At 51.2% G+C, this 21,851-nt stretch carries 19 protein-coding genes and 1 tRNA gene; 12 read left to right on the forward strand and 8 right to left on the reverse strand.

Translation table 11 applies throughout. The features are described 5' to 3' along the window. Positions 1–74 precede the first annotated feature (74 nt). Genes rpsF through RHJ31_RS12800 form a run of 3 tightly spaced genes read left to right on the forward strand, consistent with a single transcriptional unit; the run spans position 75 to position 3,009 of the window. A complete protein-coding gene (rpsF, locus tag RHJ31_RS12790) occupies positions 75–419 on the forward strand; it encodes a 30S ribosomal protein S6 (RefSeq protein WP_206201028.1) in 345 nt (114 codons plus the stop codon). Between the two features lie 40 nt (positions 420–459). Next, positions 460–2,079 (forward strand): ABC transporter substrate-binding protein, encoded by a 1,620-nt coding sequence (locus tag RHJ31_RS12795; RefSeq protein WP_206201027.1) that lies wholly within the window; start codon positions 460–462, stop codon positions 2,077–2,079. Between the two features lie 60 nt (positions 2,080–2,139). Next, positions 2,140–3,009 carry an S-methyl-5'-thioadenosine phosphorylase gene (locus RHJ31_RS12800; protein WP_302676854.1) on the forward strand — a complete coding sequence of 290 codons (870 nt, stop codon included), beginning with the start codon at positions 2,140–2,142 and terminating at the stop codon, positions 3,007–3,009. Here RHJ31_RS12800 and RHJ31_RS12805 read toward each other — a convergent pair. From RHJ31_RS12805 to RHJ31_RS12825, 5 genes are all read right to left on the reverse strand, one after another. Further along, complete coding sequence (locus RHJ31_RS12805; protein WP_302676855.1) at positions 3,006–7,058, reverse strand: GAF domain-containing protein; 4,053 nt, start codon at positions 7,056–7,058, stop codon at positions 3,006–3,008. The genes RHJ31_RS12800 and RHJ31_RS12805 overlap by 4 nt on opposite strands. A 199-nt stretch (positions 7,059–7,257) precedes the next feature. Further along, entirely contained in the window at positions 7,258–7,596 is a 339-nt protein-coding gene (petJ, locus tag RHJ31_RS12810; RefSeq protein WP_302676856.1) for a cytochrome c6 PetJ, read from the reverse strand. A gap of 99 nt (positions 7,597–7,695) precedes the next feature. Continuing rightward, complete coding sequence (gene psbV2, locus RHJ31_RS12815; protein WP_206201023.1) at positions 7,696–8,223, reverse strand: photosystem II cytochrome PsbV2; 528 nt, start codon at positions 8,221–8,223, stop codon at positions 7,696–7,698. A 29-nt stretch (positions 8,224–8,252) separates the two neighbouring features. Next, positions 8,253–8,744, reverse strand: coding sequence for a photosystem II cytochrome c-550 (gene psbV / locus RHJ31_RS12820; protein WP_302676857.1), 492 nt, complete (start codon positions 8,742–8,744; stop codon positions 8,253–8,255). Between the two features lie 21 nt (positions 8,745–8,765). Next, positions 8,766–8,972 (reverse strand): translation initiation factor IF-2, encoded by a 207-nt coding sequence (locus RHJ31_RS12825; RefSeq protein ID WP_206201021.1) that lies wholly within the window; start codon positions 8,970–8,972, stop codon positions 8,766–8,768. 143 nt (positions 8,973–9,115) lie between these two features. On the opposite strand from RHJ31_RS12825, the gene RHJ31_RS12830 reads away from it, so the two are divergent. From RHJ31_RS12830 to RHJ31_RS12850, 5 genes are all read left to right on the forward strand, one after another. After that, the gene (locus tag RHJ31_RS12830) at positions 9,116–10,405 is read left to right on the forward strand and encodes a glucose-1-phosphate adenylyltransferase (RefSeq protein ID WP_302676858.1); all 1,290 of its coding nucleotides are present in this window, start codon (positions 9,116–9,118) and stop codon (positions 10,403–10,405) included. Positions 10,406–10,598: 193 nt separating this feature from the next. Further along, complete coding sequence (locus RHJ31_RS12835; RefSeq protein WP_149820368.1) at positions 10,599–11,783, forward strand: NAD(P)H-quinone oxidoreductase subunit H; 1,185 nt, start codon at positions 10,599–10,601, stop codon at positions 11,781–11,783. Positions 11,784–11,812: 29 nt separating this feature from the next. Further along, positions 11,813–12,397 carry a peroxiredoxin family protein gene (locus RHJ31_RS12840; protein ID WP_302676859.1) on the forward strand — a complete coding sequence of 195 codons (585 nt, stop codon included), beginning with the start codon at positions 11,813–11,815 and terminating at the stop codon, positions 12,395–12,397. A gap of 38 nt (positions 12,398–12,435) precedes the next feature. Then, positions 12,436–12,509 (forward strand) — tRNA-Arg (locus tag RHJ31_RS12845). A gap of 51 nt (positions 12,510–12,560) precedes the next feature. After that, entirely contained in the window at positions 12,561–13,949 is a 1,389-nt protein-coding gene (locus RHJ31_RS12850; protein WP_302676860.1) for a GTP-binding protein, read from the forward strand. Between the two features lies 1 nt (position 13,950). Here the strand turns inward: RHJ31_RS12850 and RHJ31_RS12855 are convergent, their stop codons facing one another. Then, positions 13,951–14,808 carry a hypothetical protein gene (locus tag RHJ31_RS12855; RefSeq protein WP_302676861.1) on the reverse strand — a complete coding sequence of 286 codons (858 nt, stop codon included), beginning with the start codon at positions 14,806–14,808 and terminating at the stop codon, positions 13,951–13,953. A 119-nt stretch (positions 14,809–14,927) separates the two neighbouring features. On the opposite strand from RHJ31_RS12855, the gene RHJ31_RS12860 reads away from it, so the two are divergent. The 4 genes from RHJ31_RS12860 to RHJ31_RS12875 all read left to right on the forward strand — a co-directional run bounded on the left by RHJ31_RS12860 (position 14,928) and on the right by RHJ31_RS12875 (position 18,377). Then, positions 14,928–15,890, forward strand: a complete 963-nt coding sequence (locus RHJ31_RS12860; protein ID WP_310828478.1) for an IS4 family transposase — start codon at positions 14,928–14,930, stop codon at positions 15,888–15,890. Between the two features lie 11 nt (positions 15,891–15,901). After that, positions 15,902–16,111, forward strand: coding sequence for a hypothetical protein (locus tag RHJ31_RS12865; RefSeq protein WP_310445822.1), 210 nt, complete (start codon positions 15,902–15,904; stop codon positions 16,109–16,111). A gap of 133 nt (positions 16,112–16,244) precedes the next feature. Continuing rightward, positions 16,245–17,591 carry an AAA family ATPase gene (locus tag RHJ31_RS12870; protein ID WP_302676864.1) on the forward strand — a complete coding sequence of 449 codons (1,347 nt, stop codon included), beginning with the start codon at positions 16,245–16,247 and terminating at the stop codon, positions 17,589–17,591. 3 nt (positions 17,592–17,594) lie between these two features. Beyond that, complete coding sequence (locus RHJ31_RS12875; RefSeq protein WP_302676865.1) at positions 17,595–18,377, forward strand: hypothetical protein; 783 nt, start codon at positions 17,595–17,597, stop codon at positions 18,375–18,377. Between the two features lie 193 nt (positions 18,378–18,570). On the opposite strand, the gene RHJ31_RS12880 is transcribed toward RHJ31_RS12875, so the two are convergent. Continuing rightward, on the reverse strand, positions 18,571–19,068 hold the full coding sequence (locus RHJ31_RS12880) for a chemotaxis protein CheW (protein WP_302676866.1): 498 nt from the start codon (positions 19,066–19,068) through the stop codon (positions 18,571–18,573). Further along, a complete protein-coding gene (locus RHJ31_RS12885) occupies positions 19,061–21,850 on the reverse strand; it encodes a hybrid sensor histidine kinase/response regulator (protein ID WP_302676867.1) in 2,790 nt (929 codons plus the stop codon). Before RHJ31_RS12885 ends, RHJ31_RS12880 begins: the two co-directional genes overlap by 8 nt. Position 21,851 lies beyond the last annotated feature (1 nt).

Genomic DNA, 21,851 nt, shown 5'->3' on the forward strand with positions numbered 1-21,851 from the left:
TGCGGTGCTAAAATTATAAAGCCTTGCTTTTTGCATCCGTCAAAAGGCCATTTGTCCAAAGGGAGTTGACCTCAATGATTACACGGAACTACGAAACGCTCTATATTGTTCGTCCTGATGTGGGCGAAGAACAACTGGAACAAACCATTAGCCAATTTCGCACTTTTTTAGAAGAACAGGGTGCGACAAAGCTTAAGGTGCAAAATCGCGGCAAGCGTCGGTTTGCCTACCCGATCAAGAAACTGCGGGAGGGCTACTACATTCTGATGACCTATACCGCTGCTGGGACGGCGATCGCCCCCTTGGAACGCGCTATGCGCCTCAATGAAAACATCCTCCGCTTCATGACGATTGTCCTTGAAGAAGAGGCCGACACCGAAGACGCCGAAGACGACAATCCTGTTCTTGCCCGTGCTTAGGACAGTACACTGATCCAAATTCACTTGAAAGGGGGGCATCATGGCACCATCTCCCGGTTCTTGGAAGTGCGATGGCGTACCTAAAAACGGTAAATCCTACCCCAATGCCAGCGGTGCCCACCCCCCCTATGAAAACTTTGGCCCCGACTGTGACATCTGTGGACTACCCCGTGAGGCCATGAATCCTGCCAGTGGTAATAGTGCTGCTGGGGCTGGAAAGTGGAAACTACCGCTAGTTGCTGCTGCCCTTGGGGTGGTTCTATTACTCGCGGGTGGTATTGGTTTCCTTGGCTATCGAATCTTTATTGCCAACCGCAACGGTACTACGCCACTGCCGATAGGAGGGACAACCAGTGGCAACCACTTGGTGAGCAAAACCACTGCCCGCAACACAGCCTATATTAGCCAAGGGGAGCGCATCCTGATCAGTGAACCCAATCCGCAGCGAGCAGCCCTGAAGCAAGAAGCCGCCCTTGCCTTTGATCAGGGAGATTGGGCACAGGCGATCGCCAAGTATCAAGAACTCGTCACCCTCGATCCCAATGATCCAGAGGCGCGCATTTATCTTAACAATGCCCGTGCCCGCCAAGCCGGCAACCCGATGACGATGGCCACCGTTGTTCCCATTGGTACTAGCCCCGATACTGCCAAGGAAATTCTGCGGGGGGTCGCTCAGTACCAAGAGCGCTTTAATGCCAGTGGCCCCAGTCGTGCCCTTGAAGTCGCCATTGTCAATGAAAACAGCCCCAATGGTGTAACCAGTTTGGCCGAAGATTTGATCAACAGTTCAATCCAAGGGGTACTGGGTCATGGCACCGACGCCAATAGTCGTGCCGCTCTACAGGTTTATGAGCAAGCGGGGATTGCGGCCCTTTCTCCCCTGACCACGAATGTCATCCCCCAAGACAACGGCACGGTTCAAGTGCAAACCCTATCTCTGAGTGAAAAGGGGCAACAACTCCTCAATACCTACCTTGACAATGCCGCCAATACCCTCGCCCAAGCCGCTGCGAAAAAAGTCCCTAATGCCAAAGTGGCTGTTCTCTACAACAGCGATAGTCCCTACAGTGATGAACTGAAAACTAAATTAGTCGCTGCTCTGCCTCGGTTTGGTGCGCAAGTGGTGCAACAGATGGATGTGGCCGCCCCCGGCTTTAATGCCAATACAGCAATGACCACAGCACAGCAAGCGGGAGCCAATGTGGTCATTTTGGCCATGAGTCGCGCTCGGGTGAATGATGCCGTTGCCCTTGCTATTGCCAATCAAACCCAAACTACCCCCGTGCAGTTGTTTGGTAGTGATCAACTCTACAGCCCTGATTTACTGATCAAGGGGGATAGCGCCATCAATGGCATGATTCTAGCAGTTCCTTGGAGTACTAACCCCAATGATCCCTTTGCGCAGCAGGCCGCACAAGCGTGGCGGGGGCAAATTAGTTGGCGCACCACAACTGCCTACGATGCAACTCAAGCCCTTGCCCAAGCGATGGTTCAAGGGGGCGATCGCGCCAGCACCCAACAACTGCTCCGCCAAGGGGTACAAATTCAGGGGCAAACCGCCAGTGGTACCTTTGATCGAGTTCCTCTGGTGCAAGCAGCACCGGGACCCAATGGCCCTAAAGGCTCCAACTACCAGTTCAACCCCCTCGGTAGCCTCTAAACCATCAAAATTGGGGCAACTAGTGCTAAGCTATTGCCGATTGGTGTTTTAGGAATCTCCATGACTGCAAAAATTGGCATTATTGGCGGTAGTGGTCTCTACAAGATGGAGGCCCTCACCGATGTCGAAGAGGTACGTCTGACTACGCCCTTTGGTGATCCTTCCGATGCCTTTATTTGCGGCAAGATTGCTGGGGTTCCAGTCGTCTTTTTGGCACGTCATGGCCGCGATCACCATCTACTGCCGACGGAGATTCCCTTTCGTGCCAACATCTATGGCTTCAAATCCCTTGGGGTCGAGTACCTGCTTTCTGCGTCTGCGGTGGGTTCCCTACAGGAACAGGTGAAACCCCTTGATATGGTGGTGCCCGATCAGTTTATTGACCGTACCCGTAACCGCATTTCCACCTTCTTTGGTGAGGGTATTGTGGCGCACATTGGCTTTGCCGATCCGGTGTGTCCTGCCCTTGCTGCTGTTCTTGCTGATGCGATCGCCGATCTCAACCTGCCCGATGTCACCCTGCACCGTCAAGGTACCTATGTGTGTATGGAAGGCCCTGCTTTCTCAACGCTGGCAGAGTCCAACCTGTACCGCTCGTGGGGCGGCACCGTAATTGGCATGACGAATCTACCGGAGGCCAAACTGGCTCGTGAAGCGGAGATTGCCTATGCAACGCTGGCGCTCGTTACCGATTACGACTGCTGGCACCCCGAGCATGACTCAGTCACAGTGGAGATGATTATTGACAACTTACAGCGCAATGTCAAAAATGCCCAAGCCATTATTTGTGAAACCGTCAAACGCCTCCATGCCAATCCACCAGCCTCTAAAGCCCACCGTGCCTTAAAGAATGCTATTCTCACTCCCCTTGACAAGGTACCCGCAGCCACCAAGGAGAAACTGCATCTGCTCTTGGCTAAGTATCTCTAGGTCATAGACTCTGCTGTATTCTGATCACCCTCAAAGCTGATCTGCTCACACAGTTGCGGATAGGTGGTCTTGGGACTGAGGCAGCGACAGCGGTTGAGAGCCGCGGCAAGGGCTTCAATTTTAATCGGTTTACTGATGTAGTCATCCATCCCCGCCGCAAAGCAGCGTTCGCGATCGCCAGCTAGGGCATTTGCCGTCATGGCAATAATCCAAGGACGCTGGCTGGGAGGCCATTGGGCACAGATGCGTTCGGTGGTCTCAAGGCCATCCATCTTTGGCATTTGCACATCCATGAGCACCACATCGTAGGGGCGTTGTTGCAGCGCTTCAAGTACCTCTAGGCCATTGGCCGCCACATCAGCGCGGTACCCCATCCGCTTGAGAATATGCAACGCCACCTTTTGGTTCACCGCATTGTCCTCGGCAAGCAAGATGCGTAGGGGAAAACGGCTGCCCAAGTTCAGATCAATACCAGTTCTTGTCAGTGCTGGTTGGGTCGCTGACTCACTGCTGAGTACTCTAATCAGCGTTTGCCGGAGGGTGAGGGGGCGAATCGGTTTGGGAATATGCGTTGTAATCAGCTCTTTGCGACTGGTGGTTTCCAGCCAACTCAGGGGTGTGAGCAGAATAATCGGCTGTTGATTGAAGTGCGGCTCTGATTGCAACCGCTCTGCTAACTGAAGCCCAGTCATCTCGGGCATATTCAAATCAATGACTGCCAAATCCCACTGGGGAGCGGCCTCTAGAACCAGTTGGGGATTGCCATACCCGATAGGCACCATCCCCCAGTTTTGCAGTAATGTACAGAGATTATCGCGGCTGGCGGCATTGTCGTCCACTACAAGAACCCGCTTGTCTGCCAAAGCAGCATGGATTGTCGGCGGCACATAGGGTTTTTGTCCTTCAGCGAGGATCGTAAATGTAAATGTGGTGCCCTGCCCCTCGACACTTTCAACGGACATATTGCCGCCCATCAACTCACAGAGGCGTTTGCTGATCACAAGGCCTAGGCCGGTACCGCCATACTCGCGCGTCGTCGAGGCATCCACTTGACTAAAGGGCTTGAAGAGCCGATCCAAGCGATCGCTGGGAATGCCAATGCCCGTATCCTGAACTTGAAATTGGAGAAAATCCTTGCCCTCGTGCTTGACCGCGCTCACATGGACGAGCACTTGACCTTGGTGGGTAAACTTAATCCCATTGCCTACTAAGTTAACGAGGATCTGCCGTAGCCGGGTCACGTCCCCTTTAACTTGGGCAGGGGTTTCGGGGGTGCAGGTGTAGAGCAACTCTAGGTCTTTCTCCTCAGCTTTGCTGGCCAGTAGGCTCAGGACATCCTCCACGCACTCACGCACATCAAAGGGCTGCTGCTCTAGCACCAGTTTGCCCGATTCAATTTTCGAGAAGTCAAGAATGTCGTTAATAATTGTCAGGAGTGCCTCGCCGGCTTGGTGTAGAGTTTGCAAAAAATCCCGCTGCTGCTCATTGAGGGGCGTATCCAAGAGCAAATTCGTAAAGCCCAAAACCGCATTCATGGGGGTGCGGATCTCATGGCTCATGGTGGCCAAAAACTCACTCTTGGCTCGGTTGGCCAGTTCTGCTTGCAGGCGGGCTTGTTCGAGTTCGTGGTTTTGCTGAGCCAATAATTGGCGCTGCTGCTGTTCATGGCGCAGGAGTTCCGCTTGGGCGATCGCAATCCCCACTTGCGCGGCCACTGCTTCCAGAAGTTCAATCTCATCGGGAGTCCACTGCCGCTGGCGATCGCACTGATGCAGGCCAATAACGCCATTGGGTACGCCTTTATAGGAGGTGCGAATAGCCAGCATTGACTTGATTTGAAGTTGATGACACAGCTCAATGGCATTGCCCAGTAGGGGGTCTTGAGTCACATCGTGGGAAACAACAGCGGCATCACTCCTGAGAACCTCCAAGGCGTGGGGGTTGTTTTCCACGGGCACACTGACCCCCCTCATTGAGGGGTAGCCCGGTTGCAGGTATTCAGCCACATCGGGAATACGCGGCGGTGGCCCCGGCTCGTAGCGGTGAATTAAACAGCGACTGACCCCAAAGGCCTGCCCAATTTGGGTGACGGTTGTTTCAAACACCGTTTCCGTATCGAGGCTCTGGCGAACCTGTTCAGTAATTTGATTCAGAAGCAACGCCCGCTGCATTTGCTGTTGCAGTTGCTGACGTTGGCGGGTTTCCTGTTCCAAAAGTTGTACTTGGGCAAGGCCAATCCCCACCTGTGCCGCCACACTCTTGAGCAAACTTTTAATCGCCTCCGTCCACCGCCGCTGGCGATCGCACTGGTGCAAAATGAGTAAACCATTGGCTTGATTGCGATAGGCCGTGCGCACAATCACCGCAGATTTCACACTCAGGGCTTCGCAGTACTCATGAAGTGAGGTTAGACGACTGTCTGTTGTCACATCCTCGCAGCTAAACACCTCATCGGAGGCAAAAACCGATTCCAAAAACGCTCCCCGCATCTGGCTCAAATCGAGAGGGCATTCCTTGACGGAGGACACCCCCGGCGCACAATACTCTGCCACCAATTCCATCGGCGAAGGGGCATTCTCCTGATAGACAAATAAGAGGCAACGACTGACATTGAGGGTTGCTCCCACCTGCTGCACTGCTGTACGACAGATGTGTTCCCGTTCAATTTGCTGGCGAATTTCCTCAGTAATGCGATTGAGCAGGAGCGTGCGCTTCACCTGCTGCTGTAAAAACAGTTGTGCCCGTTGCCGTTCGGTGACATCACTTTGAATGCCAATGTAGTGGGTAATTTCACCAAATTCGTTATAAATCGGCGAGATGGCCAGTTCGTTCCAGAAGGGTTGGCCGTTTTTGCGGTAGTTGCGCAGCACCACCCGGCAGGATTGGCCTTTTTTAATGGCATTACGAATGGCTTCAGCCCCCGGTTGATGGCGATCGCGCCCCTGCAAAAAGCGGCAATTTTTGCCAATCACCTCCGCTGCTCGGTATCCTGTCATCCGCTCAAAGGCGGGGTTCACATAGATAATTGGATTATCGGGTTGGCGGTAGTCGGTAATCACAATGCCATTAGTACTGGCAATGATCGCTCGCTCCCGCAGTCGCAGCTCTGCCTCAATTTGCTTCTTGTCGGTAATATCAACCGCTAACTCCAAAAAGCCAATCAGTTGCTCTTGGCTATCATGAATCGGGGTGACTGACAGAGACACAGGGAAGCGAGAGCCATCCCGCCGTACAAATGTCCACTCCTGCTCATCGGCCAAGCCCCGCCGCGCCCGAGCCACGAGAGTCTCAAACCCCGCAGGAATGGGTTCTCCCAATTGCGCACTGAGGATCTGGGCATAGCCCTCCACCTCTTGAGGATCATGGAAACGTTCTGGCGTTGCTTTACCCACCAGTTCTGAGGCAGAATATCCTAGCCATTCCTCAGCGGCTCGATTCAGCAGCGTGATAATGCCATCGGTACGGGTGGCAATGATGGCGTGATTACTACTATTGAAGACCGCCTCTTGGAGGCTGCTCATCTGCTGAATGTAGGCCAGTTGTTGCTGGGTGACCTCTAAGTGATGGCGGATTTCCAGTTCACTAATGACTTGGCGAGCAAGGGTGCGCAGGGTTTGCTGTTGAACGGGGTTTAGCTCACGCGGCTTATAGTCCACTACGCAGAGGGTACCAATGCCATAGCCATCAGGCGTCATCAAGGGCATCCCCGCATAGAAGCGGATATAGGGCGGCCCTGTAACAACGGGATTATCGGCAAAGCGGGGATCCAGCCGAGCATCCGGTACCACCACCAGTTCTGGCTGAAGGATCACATGGGCACAAAAGGCAATATTGCGTGGGGTTTCACAGGCATCTAGCCCCACCTTGGACTTAAACCACTGCCGCTGGCGATCGATGAGACTAATCAAAGCAATGGGGGTTTCGCAAATGGCTGCCGCTAAATTCGTAATTTCATCAAAGATCGGTTCCGGAGGCGTATCTAAGACTCGATACTGCTCAAGGGCACGTTGCCGTTCCGGTTCATTTGCTGGCAATGGGGCAGCAGGCATAGCCCAAGTGTACCGCCTTTTTGTAGGAGCAAGTCTTTCATCATTATATGAATTGCACTGATTCTAGAGAGGATTCCCTAGGGGATGCAGAACACAACATCTATCTTTGCAGGACTTGGAGGGCAGTCACAGAATAAAAAAAGGATGTAGCACCTACGCCTACACCCTTCATCAATCGTTTTTTCAGACGGTGGCAATCTTAGCCTGCCCAACCCTTGGCGGCTTGATCGAGCACGTAGGCAGCCACATCTTGAATTTGTTCATCGGTGAGACGACCAGCAAAAGCGGGCATGGCATTTTTGCCGTGCTGCACTTGGTAGATAATGGCATCCTCGGAGTACATGCCAAATTGCTCAAGGGCTTCTTTTTTCAGGGTTTTGTTGGCCATCACCACATTGCCACCCCCCATGTGACAGGCTGCACAGTTGCCGCTAAAGACTTTGGCACCATTGGCTAAATCTGCTGCAAAGGCCGCAGGGGTGAGGCTGACAAACAGCGCGATCGCGATCGCGCAAACACAAATGAATAGCTTTTTCAAGGGAGTTCTCCTTTCATGGAATGCGTCAGGGTATGGATAAAGCCCCAAAAATCAAGGGGTGCAAGGTTCACCAAAGGTCAGTGTAGCAAAGTTCCCAACCTAGGGGACACTGTCCGGAAAGCTTTCTACGCCCCAACCGGGCGCCACGGCTGCCGCTCGCAAAATAAAGGCAGCTAAGGTCTCAAGCTGTTCCGTGGTCAACCAGTCCTCACTCACGCGGCGGCAGGAATAACTCTCTTCGCTGCCATCGTAGGATCTCGGCGATCGCTGGAAGGCCACCAGACTGGTAATTGTATCCCGTGGGGGGGTGGCTCCCTTGAGATCCTTCAGGGAGAGGGAGACCAACGGATTGGGGAGTGTACTGCCGCCAACGTGGCAGTTTTTGCAGTTTTCCTCAAAGAGCCGTTTCCCACGGGTCAAGTCCACGGCTGTAAAGGTTTTGGTCTCACCGCCGTCATTGAGGGGCAGTTCCACCGTATCTGTGACCTTCAGGTATTGGATCACATAGTTATCTACCCCAGAGGCCGCCAGCGCCGTTGCCGGGGCGATCGCCCAGCCCAGCAGCAAGAACAGTAGGCCACTGCAGAGCCAGACAACAGGCCGAAGCCGAGAGTGAGGTTGGTGCATGAGTTGGGAAGATCCTTCTTGAGTTGTGACTAGTAGTAAATTTTACCGCCTCCCCATTTATCCCCAAGAATCTTGGGTTCGACGAGGATGTGACCGGCGATCGCCACCAGATCTTTTTCGTTCAAATTCCGCATTTTGGGAAAAATGTCGGCACTGCGCAGACTGGGGTGCACCTCAGCAATTTCTTGCTCACCATCGTAGGTGGTGGGGTTTTTCATATAGTCCACCAAGCTTTCGATGTTATCCCGTGGCGGTGTGGCCAAAGCCAGGGTTTCAGTGCGCAAATCCAAATTGGGGTTGGTTTTGGTGATCCCCCCCACATGGCAGGAGGCGCAAGCATACTGGAAGAGACGCTTACCCTCAAAGTATTGCTTTTCCGTCAGGGTAATGGTTTTTCCTTCACTGTTGAGGGGAACGGTCAGGACGTCAGGGGTCAGTTCAGCGGCCAGTGCTGTACCTAGGGTCAGTTGCCAGAGGCAGAGGCAAAGGGCGACCGCAAGCCAAATGGATTTTCTTAACATAGTTCTCCCAATAAGCAGGTCTTACGAGTGCGGTGATGTGTCCCGTTGATCGGTCGGTGTAGCAGAGTCCGTCAAAGCCAAAATGATTGCTTTGGCATCTTCAAGGGGCAGGCGCGTTTGCGGACTGGTATAGCGAATACCCAAGCGATCGCACAACCCACAGACGGTTTCGACCGAGACGCCGTAGTCCGCTGCCAAATCAGCGATCGCAATATCCACAAATCCCATGCTGCTACTCTCCGCTTGGGATCAACGACCAAGTATCATTATCATGCCATTGCGCGGCTTCTTTACCAAAAAGCGTCCCCTTCGCAAAGAGAAGTGCCACCACAGCGTACACTGTTGATGTGGCCGTTCAGATGGAGTTTTCAATGAAACGAGTCTTGGCGATTATCCTTGGGGGCGGTGCCGGCACACGTCTCTATCCCTTGACCAAGCGTCGAGCCAAGCCTGCGGTTCCCCTTGCTGGAAAATATCGCCTCATTGATATTCCTGTGAGCAATTGCATCAACTCCGAAATCAATAACATTTACGTCCTTACCCAATTCAACTCGGCCTCCCTCAACCGTCATATTGCTCGTACCTATACCTTCCCCGGCTTGACGGGCGGCTTTGTCGAAGTGTTAGCAGCGCAACAAACCCCAGAAAATCCCAACTGGTTTCAGGGCACTGCCGATGCGGTGCGTCAATACCTGTGGCTGTTAGCCGATTGGGACGTGGATGAATACCTGATTCTTTCAGGAGATCACCTCTACCGCATGGACTATCGCCTTTTTGTGCAGCGCCATCGCGAAACGGGCGCCGATATTACCCTCTCTGTCTTGCCCGTCGATGAAAAAGCCGCCTCTGGCTTTGGCTTGATTAAGGTAGATGGCACAGGGCGAGTTATTGAATTCCGCGAAAAACCCAGCGGTGATGCCCTACGGGATATGCGCGTGGACACAACCCGCTATGGCCTTAGTGCCGAGGAAGCCCATCGCAAACCCTACATTGCCTCAATGGGGATTTATGTCTTTAAGCGGCAAGTGCTGATTGATCTGCTGCAACAGATGGCCGATGCCACGGACTTTGGCAAGGAAATCATTCCCGCTGCGACCCGTTCTCATCTTGTCCAAACCTACGTCTTTAATGGCTACTGGGAAGATATTGGCACGATTGGATCCTTCTACGAGGCTAACCTTGCCCTCACCCAACAACCCCAACCACCCTTTAGCTTCTACGACGAAAACGCCCCCATCTACACCCGTCCCCGCTATTTACCCCCCAGTAAGATTCTCAGTTGCACGATCACCGAGTCAATCATTAGCGAGGGCTGCATTCTTAAGGAATGCCAAGTTCACCATTCCGTTTTGGGGGTGAGATCGCGCGTAGAATCCGGTTGTGTCATTGATCATTCCCTGCTGATGGGCGCCGACTACTACCAAGACTCGGCGCAGCGCAGCCAGCTCCTGTTGCAACATAAAATTCCCATCGGCATTGGTGCCAACAGTGTCATTCGCGGGGCAATTGTCGATAAAAATGCCTCCATTGGCCACGATGTCAAAATCATCAACAAAGACCATGTTGAAGAATCCAACCGTGAAGATCAAGGATTTTATATCCGCAGCGGGGTGGTGGTGATTATCAAAAATGCCATGATCCCCGATGGCACCGTTATCTAAGCCATAAGCAAATTTGAATTGGCAAGCGGGGAAAACCTGTGTAGCATATCAAAAGAACAGCCCTTTTCACAGATGGAACAGGCTTAAAACCGCGAAAGCCACTATGGGAGGAAACTGCACTCCCTTCATGTATGCCACATTTTAGAAAAGGGCTGTAAAGTAAGCGTCCAACCCTCTAGCGGAACTGCCATCTATGCCCACGATAGAGACTCGCACAGAACCCATGGTCATCAACATGGGGCCGCACCATCCCTCAATGCACGGGGTCTTGCGGTTAATGGTGACCCTTGATGGCGAAGATGTCATTGACTGCGAGCCGGTGATTGGCTACCTCCATCGCGGCATGGAGAAAATTGCTGAAAACCGCACCAACATTATGTTCATCCCCTACGTGAGTCGTTGGGACTACGCCGCCGGGATGTTTAACGAAGCGGTTACCGTCAACGCTCCCGAAAAGTTGGCTGGTATTCCTGTGCCCAAACGCGCCAGCTATATCCGCGTGATCATGCTGGAGTTGAACCGCATTGCCAATCACCTGCTGTGGTTAGGCCCCTTCTTGGCGGATGTCGGTGCCCAGACACCCTTTTTCTACATCTTCCGTGAGCGGGAATACATCTACGATCTCTTTGAAGCTGCCACAGGCATGCGCTTCATCAACAACAACTACTTCCGCATGGGGGGAGTGGCTGCCGACCTCACCTATGGCTGGGTAACCAAGTGCCGCGACTTTTGCGATTACTTCCTGCCCAAAGTGGATGAGTACGAGCGCCTGATCACCAACAACCCCATCTTTGTGCGTCGCTTACAGGGGGTGGGCAAAATTAGCCGTGAGGATGCCATCAACTGGGGGCTATCGGGGCCGATGCTCCGTGCTTCTGGGGTGAAGTGGGATCTGCGCAAGGTGGATCACTACGAGTGCTATGACGACTTTGACTGGGATGTACCCGTGGCCACAGAAGGTGATTGCCTTGCCCGCTACATTGTCCGTATTCAAGAAATGCGCGAATCGGTGAAAATCATTCGCCAAGCCTTGGATGGTTTGCCCGGTGGTCCCTACGAAAACCTCGAAGCCAAGCGGATGCTCGAGGGTGCCAAGTCGGAGTGGAATGGCTTTGACTACCAATACATCGGCAAGAAGCTGGCTCCCACCTTCAAAATTCCCAAAGGCGAACACTATGTGCGGGTTGAATCGGGGAAAGGGGAGCTAGGGATTTACCTGATTGGCGATGATAATGTTTTCCCTTGGCGCTGGAAGATTCGTCCACCGGATTTCAATAACCTGCAAGTCCTGCCCCAGTTGCTCAAGGGGATGAAAGTGGCGGATATTGTTGCTATCCTTGGCAGTATCGATGTGATTATGGGATCTGTCGATCGCTAGGAAAATGTTGAGCCACCAGCGAGGGCGCCATGGCTGTTCAATTACCGTTTTTTACCTCCACCAACTTCAGTGGCCTCTTTAATGAGCGGTTTTGGCAGAACGCGTGGCCACTGCCACCCCAAAATCAACTACAGCGGGGTGCAGTGGTTCCTGATTGGGAGCTACCCGGCGTAGGGCTAACCGTGCCCGTGCGCTTCTCAACGGTGTGGCAAGAGCAGCCGCTCCTACTGGTGTTTACTCGTATCTTTACGGAGCATCAATACTGTCCGCTGTGCTACCCCTATCTCAAGGCCTTGAATGAACACTATGAAACATTCCAAGGCAAGGGAGTAGCCGTTCTTGTGATCACCAGTACCGATGCCCAGCAAAGTCAAAAGGTCAAGGACGATATGGGCTTGAAGATGCCCCTGCTCTATGACCCCAGTTGCCAAGTCTTTCGCAAATACCGCACGGGTCAAGCCTTGGGGGCACCACTGCCCGCACAGTTTCTCATTGATCAGGAAGGTAAGCTGCGCTACAAGCATCTCTTCTCGTTTTTAGAACCCAATGCACCCCTAGAGCGCTTGTTTCAGGAAATTGATGCCCTGAGGGCAACAGTGGCGACAGCAGCTTAGGGGCGATCAAAACTCGCTAGGATAGAAGGTATCTCTTTGGGGCTGTAGCTCAGTCGGATAGAGCGAGCGCCTCCTAAGCGCTAGGTCGTGCGTTCAAATCGCACCAGTCCCGTTCTTGCCCTTAGAATAAAAAGCGAATCTTTGTAACGTCAGTGTTGCATCTGTGATAGAGCGATCGCCAGCGAATTCTCTGCTGAAGGAACTTCAAGGCACGATTGATGACCTTGATGATTATCAAAGCGCCCGCAGCTATGAAGCGGCCAAAAGTGCCCTTGAAAAACTCCTGTTCGAGTGCAAAGCGACTGGCAGCGAAAAAGCCTCCCTCGCCCGCGCGATCGCTGACCTCGAAGCAATGCTCGACAAGCTCCACTATGGTGTCGTGCAAATTGCCGTCTTTGGTATGGTGGGGCGGGGAAAGTCCTCTCTACTAAATGCGCTGCTAGGGGAACCCTACTTTGCGACTGGGCCGATTCATGGCGTCACTCAAGAGGAAGCCAGTGCCCTGTGGCAAATTTCGGAAGCCCAGCGGGGTAATCCCATCCGCCTCATTGATACACCGGGGTTAGACGAAGTCAATGGCGCCGCACGGGAGCAACTGGCACGGGAGGTAGCAGCCCAAGCGGATTTGATTCTCTTTGTCATTGGCGGGGATTTGACCCGTCTTGAGTACCAAGCCCTCAGTGAGTTGCGGCAGGCAGGCAAGCCGATGATTCTAGTGTTTAACAAAGTGGATCAGTATCCAGAGGCGGATCGCGAGGCCATCTATAACAAAATCCGCGATGAGCGCGTCAAAGAACTCCTCTCCCCCGAAGAGATTGTCATGGTAGCAGCAGCGCCCCTTGTCCCCCAAGTGAATCGCGATCGCCAAGGACGAGTACAGGTGAAAATGACCGTCGGTGCTCCCCAAGTGGAACCCCTGAAGCAAAAGATCTTGGAGGTGCTCAACCGCGAAGGGAAGGCCCTGATTGCCCTCAACTCAATGCTTTTTGCCAATAAAGTCAGTGAGGAATTAACCCGCTACAAGCTGGAACTGCGGGATCAGGAGGCCAACCAACTGATTTGGAAAGGAGCTGTCGCCAAGGCGCTGGCGATCGCCCTCAACCCTGTTACCGTGCTCGATATGGTCAGCAGTGCCGTCATTGACTTGACCACGATTCAACTACTCTCGCGCCTCTACGGCATTGAACTCACAGAAGCAGGCGCCAAGGAGCTATTACAAACAATCGCCCTCGCCATGGGCAGCATCAGTTTAGGGGAATTTGCTGTCAACTTAGGACTCAGTTCCCTCAAGGGACTGTTGGGATTAGCTACGCCCATGAGTGGCGGCATTGCCCTTGCTCCCTATCTCTCCGTGGCCATGACCCAAGCGGGGATTGCTGGCCTTGCCTCCTATACGATGGGACAAGTAGCCAAAACCTACTTTGCCAACGGCGCAGGCTGGGGAACTGCTGGGCCGAAAACCGTAGTGCAACAAATCCTCAGCCAGTTGGATCAGCGCCATATCCTCAATCGGCTGAAGTCAGAAATTCAGGCTCATTTGAATTTAGCTTAGTCTAGTGTTTAGTGCATTCTTGCAAGCGTTTGGTGGCTGCTCGCTTTACTTCTGCGTGAATATCCTGACTGAGAGCCTGCAAAAGATGGCTAGGGCATTGGGGGTTATTCACTATGGCTAATCGTACTTGCCAGTCTTGGTCATTAGCCAAAGTCTCTAGCAGGTGGGGTAAGAATCCTACTCGTTCTGCGATTGCTCGCCTTACCTGACTTTCCTTATCTTGGGTAAGAGTAGCTAAAATTTGAGGAGGACACTTCGGGTTTTTCACTACAAGTTCGCGCACAACCACATCTGGATGTTTAGCAAAAGAGCATAAAATCTGCTCAGAACACTCCGGATTGCTAATGACTGCTCGCCAAACTTCACGACAGCTATCTTGGGCTAGGGCTAACAAAATGTTGGCAGGACAATCGAGTCGGTTAGCTACTGCGACGCGCACTTCAGATACTGGATCCTGAGATAGTAGCTCTATTGAGGAAAAAGATAAAGTACTTTTACTTAATGCTACTGCAAGTCTTACTTGGGCATATGTATCTTTGGCTAGAATTTCCAGTACTTGGGAAGGACATTTTGGATTTTTGGCAACAGTTTCGCGGACACTAGCCTCTTGATCTTGAGAAAGGATAGTTAAGACTTCAGAAGAAACGTTCAGTGTACTAGCTAACTTTTGCCGTTGGGGATTCTTGGCGACTGCTTTCCGCACCAGTGTATCTGTATCCTTCAGTAGGCTTTGGAGAACAGGTAAGGGACAATCCTGACGTATAGCTACTGCTGCTCGAACATGGGCATCCTGATCTACCGCTAGCTTCTCTATAAGTGATAAGGGACAATTCAAACTGCTAGCAACTGCTTGGCGCACGTGCCAATTAGTATTCTGAGATAAACCCAGAAGTGTTGAAAGATAGTTTGAGAGGCTAGAAAAAAGGGAAGAAATGTCATATTCTTCCCTTAAAAGAAGAAAAAAACAATCAACTTACTATGGCATCTTTTGCAACTCTTGTCAAGTCCATTCTCAACCGGCTCAGCCCCTGTGACTACCCCGTGCTGAACTCTCAATTGTTCTTCAAAATCTGGTTGACCTACGTTCTCGACCAAGGGTTAACCAGTATGAGAGCCTTATTTTATCGCTTGAATCATGCAGGGATTACAGTGGATATGTCCACTTTTTCCAAAGCCAACAAAACTCGGACAACCCGCTTATTGGAGGGGATTTACACTCAACTGATGTCTCAAGCTCAAAAGAGACATCGTACTTCAAGCATGACGCTGTTTCCTATCGATTCAACCATCATTACCCTGACCAGTAAACTCTTTTGGTTCTATAAATATCATCAAGTGAAGTTACTTACGGGATTTGATTTAACAGAGAACATCATAGGTAAAGCGGTGATTTCTTTTGGGGAGAGACATGACTTGAGCTTTCAAGAGGAGATTCTAGAAATGATCCCTGAGAATGCTGTTGTAATCATGGATAGAGGGTTTGCGAGCTGGCAATTTTTAGAGCGACTGAGTGAGAGGAAGTGCTCATTTGTTGTACGTATCAAGAATAACATGAGAATGAAGCTCAATCATGAGAGATATCGCGTGGTTCAATTTTTTGACGAGAATCAAACGGAGTTTCGTATAGCGACAAATCTAAAGGAGCTGAGTGATGAGGAAGTGAGTGAGTTATATCGGCATCGGTGGGCGATTGAGAACCTATGGAAATTTCTGAAGATGCATTTATCATTAGACAAGTTGATTACGAAGAGTTTGAACGGGGTGATAAATCAGATTTATATGGTTTTAATTACCTATTTAATTTTAGAGCTGGTGGAGATACCTGAATACTTTGGGAAGAAGCTATTAGACAAATTGCGATATTTGCAACTGGAACTCAGTCGTCGCTGCTCGATAGTGCATTGGAGCTTTGATTGGCAGCCAGAGCTACTGGTCACTTAAAATGTTAAGTTTTGTTGCAGGATTCAACACTTCTGGTTTGTGACGAAAACTCTAGCTATGAAGTTCTTGCTAATTCCTTTGAAGAGCTACTCAGTCACGATGCTCAGCAGTTGATCGCAGGCGACTATCAATTCAATCCAGAGTATGAAGAAATCATGCTTCAAACCCCCAAAAATATACTGGAGTGGGAAATGCCAGACTGGCTGGCACGCTTGGCTTAAGGGAGAATCACCATGCACTTGTCATATTTAGATTACATTATAAAGATTTGTTAACAAATTGAATTGCTTATTGTTGTCAAGGATAATTTTGTTGGATGTGCCTCTGAGCGCGCTCCCTGCATAGCGGCTTCCCATGGGCAATGAAGCAAATACGGAACAGAAAATTATCCTACCGTTACTCAAGCAGTGGGGCTATCAGTCTTCTGAGTATCAAGCCAAACCTCGAATTGGAAAGGGCTACCCTGATTTTTTGGTGACCTTACCGATGGCGGGCGATCGCCCCCTGAACTATCTGATCATTGAGGTGAAAACCCCAGTGCAGTCCCGGCTGACGGGTGGCCAGCAATTGAGGTACTACATGGAAGCAGCGCAGGCTGTTTTTGGGTTACTCACCAATGGCCGAGAATACCACCTTTTGTATCAAAATCCCCTTAGAGAACCACTTCAACCGGTGACATGTGCTTCAGGGATCCTCGATAAACAAACCATTCAGAAACTGACTAAAATTTTACACCGCTCTGCAGCCGCTGCTCTAGTGACTGCCTTAACCCAGCAAAGGCTCAAAGTCTATCATTATTTTGAAAAGGCACTTGCAAAGAGTTTTTCTATCTCCTCAACTGCTCCTCAGGAGTCACCCATGATCATTACCGTCTTTAATCACAAGGGGGGCGTTGGCAAAACAACGCTAACCCTCAATCTTGGTGCTGCCTTTGCCACGATGGGTAAGCGAGTTCTCTTGATTGATATTGACCCACAGTCCAACTTAACCATTGGCGTCGGCATTAACCCCCTCAAAGATGTAGAAGAGCAAGGCAAGAAGGATATTGCTGACCTATTGCTAGAGCCAAAGGTTGGCCTAGAAGATGTGGTCTATCAAAGAGCTTGGGGCAACCTACACCTTGACATTGTTCCCGCCCACATTCGCCTAGCTGACAAGGAACCCGCACTCATCAGCACGATTGATATTGATCGGGTATTACAACGAAAACTCAAAAATCATGGCTATGACATTGTGCTGATTGATCCACCACCCGCCTTTGGTAAAGTCAATGCCATTGCTTTGATGGCATCTGATGGGGTACTCATACCGACGCAATTTGCTCCCTACCCTATACGGGCAATAGAGTACGTTCTAGCCCGCCTTGAGGCCATGAGGGATGCCATGGAAACTCCGCCTCGACCCCTTGGAATCGCTGTGAGTATGTATAATCGTACAACATCGGCAGCTAACTATGAGATGAAAGAGAAGTTGTCGAATATTCTTGAAAAAGCAGCCAATGGAAGACAGACCGTGCAAATTCTACCCGAATCAACATGGATTGCACACCGAGTTGTGATGTTGCGAGCCACAGAGTCTCAGCAACCGATATTTAGTAGAAAATTTTATGAAGAATTAAATCGATCAGATAAAGAATCGATTGATGATTTAACGACTTCATTTGAAAATTTAGCTCGCTATCTTTTTACTCAGGCATCATAGAGTATGAGTCACTCCAATCGCATCTCGAAGCACCTCGGCTTACATCAGACACATCAGGGTCAGATTCATATTGATTATCTGACAATCCCAGAGACCTATCCCAAAGACTTATTCTCTGCTTCACCACAACTGATCCGTGAAGACTTAGACAAATATAAAACCAACCTCATCCCCCTCATTATTCGTCCAGTCACTACACCAGAAGGTGAGACAGCGTATGAAGTGGTCTTCGGCAAGGAGATAGTTGAATTTGCCCGTGAATTGGGTATCCATCAATTATGGGCATCAAGAATTGAGCTTGAAGATGAAGAAGTTCTAACCTTCCAAGAAAGATGCAAATCTATCTTGCAAATAAATTCTAAAGATGATGGCTCTTATTCACAAAAATCAGAGAGAAGTAACTTAGTTGATCAAGATTCCCAATCAGCTATGAAATTATTTTCTGAGTTACAGAAGAGCTTAAATGACCAAAATAAGGTTATTGTAAATTTTCTAGAAAAAATTTTCCAAGAATTGGATGATCTGAAAAGAAAATTTAGTGAATTGCAGCAGGATATCTCTAAAGAGACAAAGACTAATCCCAATCCACAAAAACAAAAATCTGTGCGCATCAACTCCTATAAAAGCGCTAAGAATCTTGCCAAGAGTGTTCCGAGGTTAGAGCTTAAAGAAGCTGAAAAAATTATTCAAGAAATTAAACAGGGTAGAAAATTTAAGTCTATTGATGAACTGAAGGCAATCGCACTATCAGGCCGTTGGGATGAAGTTAGCATCTCATTTGGGTAGAGCTTTCTGCAATACAGCCCTTGTAGTTGTTGGATAACCCGCGGAGGCATGCAGGGTCAAACTGTTCGATTGATGAGGTGATTCGCAAGTATTGTGCTGGATGATATCTCATTCTCTATTGGAATAGCTATAAAAGTCGGTTTCATACAGTGTACTCATGGCTGGTGCGCCTCCATCTAGGAATGCAGGCAGGTTATCGCGTTTTTAGGGTGTGCAGTACCTGCTCAATATCAACGATAAAGATCGGGGGTAGCTCCTGATCTTCTTGACTACTGACCATGAGGGAACTGACGTTGTGAATACTCCCCCAGTGGAGATAGTTAGTGGGAATAGGATGAATGGCATCCCGTGGAATGCGCTCAATCACGGGGGGTTCTATGAGGGGCAGGCCAAGCCATTCCCCTGCTAAGCGGGGCTGGAGAATGAGCAAAAATTTTAGCTTCTGGGTTTCTGAGGTTGAGAGGGGATCATCAAAGAGACAGCGGCCAATATCAATGACTAGAATTTCGTGATTTTCATAGGTGACAAGGCCAATCCCCCGCTGGTGGGGATCGCCATGAATAGGCGGTAAAGGAATGACCCGATAGGCCTGTGCCATGGGCACGGCAAACTGCTCTTGACGCACGATAAAGGTCAGGAACTGCTCTAAAACAACGGGTTGGCTTTGGCGGCGACGGCGGCTTTTAAGCATGGCGGATCAACTGATCAAGGGTGGCCAAGAGGTCACTTTCGCGGAAGGGTTTGCTAAAGTAGGCAGCTGCCCCTAGACGTTCTGCCAGTTGGCGATGTTTTTGACCGGTGCGGGAGGTGAGCATCATGACGGGGGTGTTTTGGCACTGGGGAATGCGGCGAATTTGAGTGAGGACACCAAAGCCATCGAGGCGGGGCATTTCAATGTCGCAGATAACAGCGTTGACGTGTAGCCCCCCTTGGAGTTTATCAATGGCTTCCTGACCATCTTTGGCCTGCTCAACCCGATAGCCGGCTTTTTCGAGGGTACTGGCGAGAAAACGCCGCACGTTTACTGAATCATCAACCACAAGGACGGTGTCTTGGCTAGGGGCAACGGGGCTAGCCACAGGGGCATGAGAACTCTCTTGTTCTGCCCAATTAAAGAGGGCAAGGGGATCGAGTAGGGGGACAATGCGGCCATTCCCTAAAATCGTGCAGCCACTAAAACCCTTGGGTAGGGCTAATTCACCTTCGACTTGGCGAATGGTGACTTCCTGCTCGCTCCAATAGCGATCGACCCGCAGGGCAAGGGCACTATCCCCTTGACTGACAATCATCAGGGTTGGTTCGTTAATCGTCGGTGCGCCCTCCATTTCCACGGGACGATAGGGGCGCTGAAAGTGGAAAATCTGGGTGAGGTCAATTACAGGAATGAGATAGCCTTCCCAGTCAATTAGGGTTGAGCCAAGGGTTTCGATGGGCGGGTAGCGATCGCCCAGCACCATTTCCTCGATTTCTTCGGTGGGTACCGCCAAGAGCATGCCAGCGGCCTCCACCAAGAGCACCCGTACCACTGAGAGGGTGTAGGGAATTGTAATTATAAATCGCGTGCCTTGGCCGGGGGTACTGTGGATCTGGATGTCCCCACGAATTTGCCGCAGATTGGTGCGCACTACATCCATGCCAACACCGCGCCCGGAGAGGCTGGTCACCTGTGAGGCCGTTGAAAAGCCCGGCTCAAAAATCAGTTGCCAAAGGTCGCGATCGCTCGCGGTTTCCAACCAGTCGCGGGCTAAGCCCAATCGCCGTGCCGTTTGCCGAATTTTCTCTGGATTTAGGCCTCGGCCATCATCCGCCACAGTAATAACGGTTTGGTTGCCGCGATAGGCCGCCTTTAGGGTAATGGTTCCCGCTGTGGGCTTACCAAGGGCTTGGCGTTCCTCTGCGGGTTCTATTCCGTGATCAAAGGCATTGCGGACAAGGTGCAAGAGGGGATCTGCCAACACACTCAACACCGTGCGGTCAATGAGAACGTGGCTGCCCTCAATCTCTAAGTTGACATTTTTACCATGCTCGCGACTCAATTCGCGGATTAGGCGAGGATAGCGGTTGGCCAGATCCGCAAAGGGGCGCATCCGCACTTGGGTAAACCGAGCTTGAAGTTGCTTGGCGGTGCGGTTGAGATCACGGCCAGTGCGTTCGGTGTCCTCTAGGCTCAATTCCAAATCGCTGGTGATTTCCTGCACTTGGACAATGGTTTCCATCACCTCTTGGGAGAGCAGATGCACATCGGTATAGCGATCGAACTCGAGAACATCGAAGCCATGCTGATTTTGGGGATTAAAGTGATGGGGGGCACTGACACGGTCATACTCTGTGCGCAGACGAAAGTTGGCACGCTCAAGGGCACGCACTTTTTGCTTGAGACCCACTAGCAGATCATGGAGGCGTTCCCGTTGTAAATCCAGACCATTACACTCAATGAGCAATTCCCCGATCAAATCACTCAGTTGATCCAACTGATGCCCCGGCACCCGCACGGTCATTTCCTTGGGTTCTTGGGGCTGGGGAGTTACTGGGGTGGTCTCAGCCTCTGGCGCAGGGGAAGGGGCTGCTGTAGGGGTGGGTGGGGGGGACAATAAATCACCTAAGGAGAAGGTCTCCACTTCAGCACTGGCAAAGTCCTCGACCCCTAATTCTTGATTGAGGTTGGCCAGCGGTAAATCAATAATGGTTTGATCCTCGTCCTCCTCTTCGTCATCGGTTTCCGGGATTTCCAAGCGCGTGGGCAGAGCGTCAAGTTGACCAGTGATCACAAGGGCTTGACAGCGGCGCCATTGCTGCACAATGTGGGCAGCCGCTGCGCTGACATCACAGTTGGGTTGCTCCAGATAGGCACTGACGGAGGCACAAAACTCAGCAAATTGAGGCAGTTCGAGCATTTGTCCGAGGCCTTCCAGTTCTTGGGCGGCGATCGCCAGCTCCTCTCTGAGGCAGGGTTGGCCGGGGGTGTCCAGAACAGTTTCCAAGCGTTGTAGGCAGGCTTCCACCTCGGTTTCAAAGAGAACCACCCGCATCTGCTGGCCATCATCACCACTAAGGAGCGCTAAATCATCCTCCGCCGTGGGATCGCCCAAGCGTCCGTGCAACTCATTCAAAAGTGGCTCGACTTGGGTGCGCCACCAGCCCTCATTGGGGTTCACGCCTTGGCGATGGAGGGTAATAACTGCTTGCAGTTGATCCACTGCTTTGAGCAGGAGGTGTTGCACCTCGACATCGTCGCAGGGGCGCGATTTCAAGACCTTGAAGAAATCCTCAAGGCGATGCGCCAGTTCACTGAGGGACATAAAGCCCATCATCGCTGCCCCCCCTTTAATGGAGTGAGCCGCCCGCAGTACAGCATCAATCATCCCCGGCTGGTGGGAGAGTTCCAGTATCCCTGCTTCAATCGTTTGCAGGTAGTCCTGAGCCTCCTCGAGGAACTGGAGACGAATCGTTTCCTCAACGCCGGGTTCGGGCATG

The organism is Thermosynechococcus sp. JY1331, assembly GCF_031583475.1.
In the GTDB taxonomy this organism is placed as follows: domain Bacteria; phylum Cyanobacteriota; class Cyanobacteriia; order Thermosynechococcales; family Thermosynechococcaceae; genus Thermosynechococcus.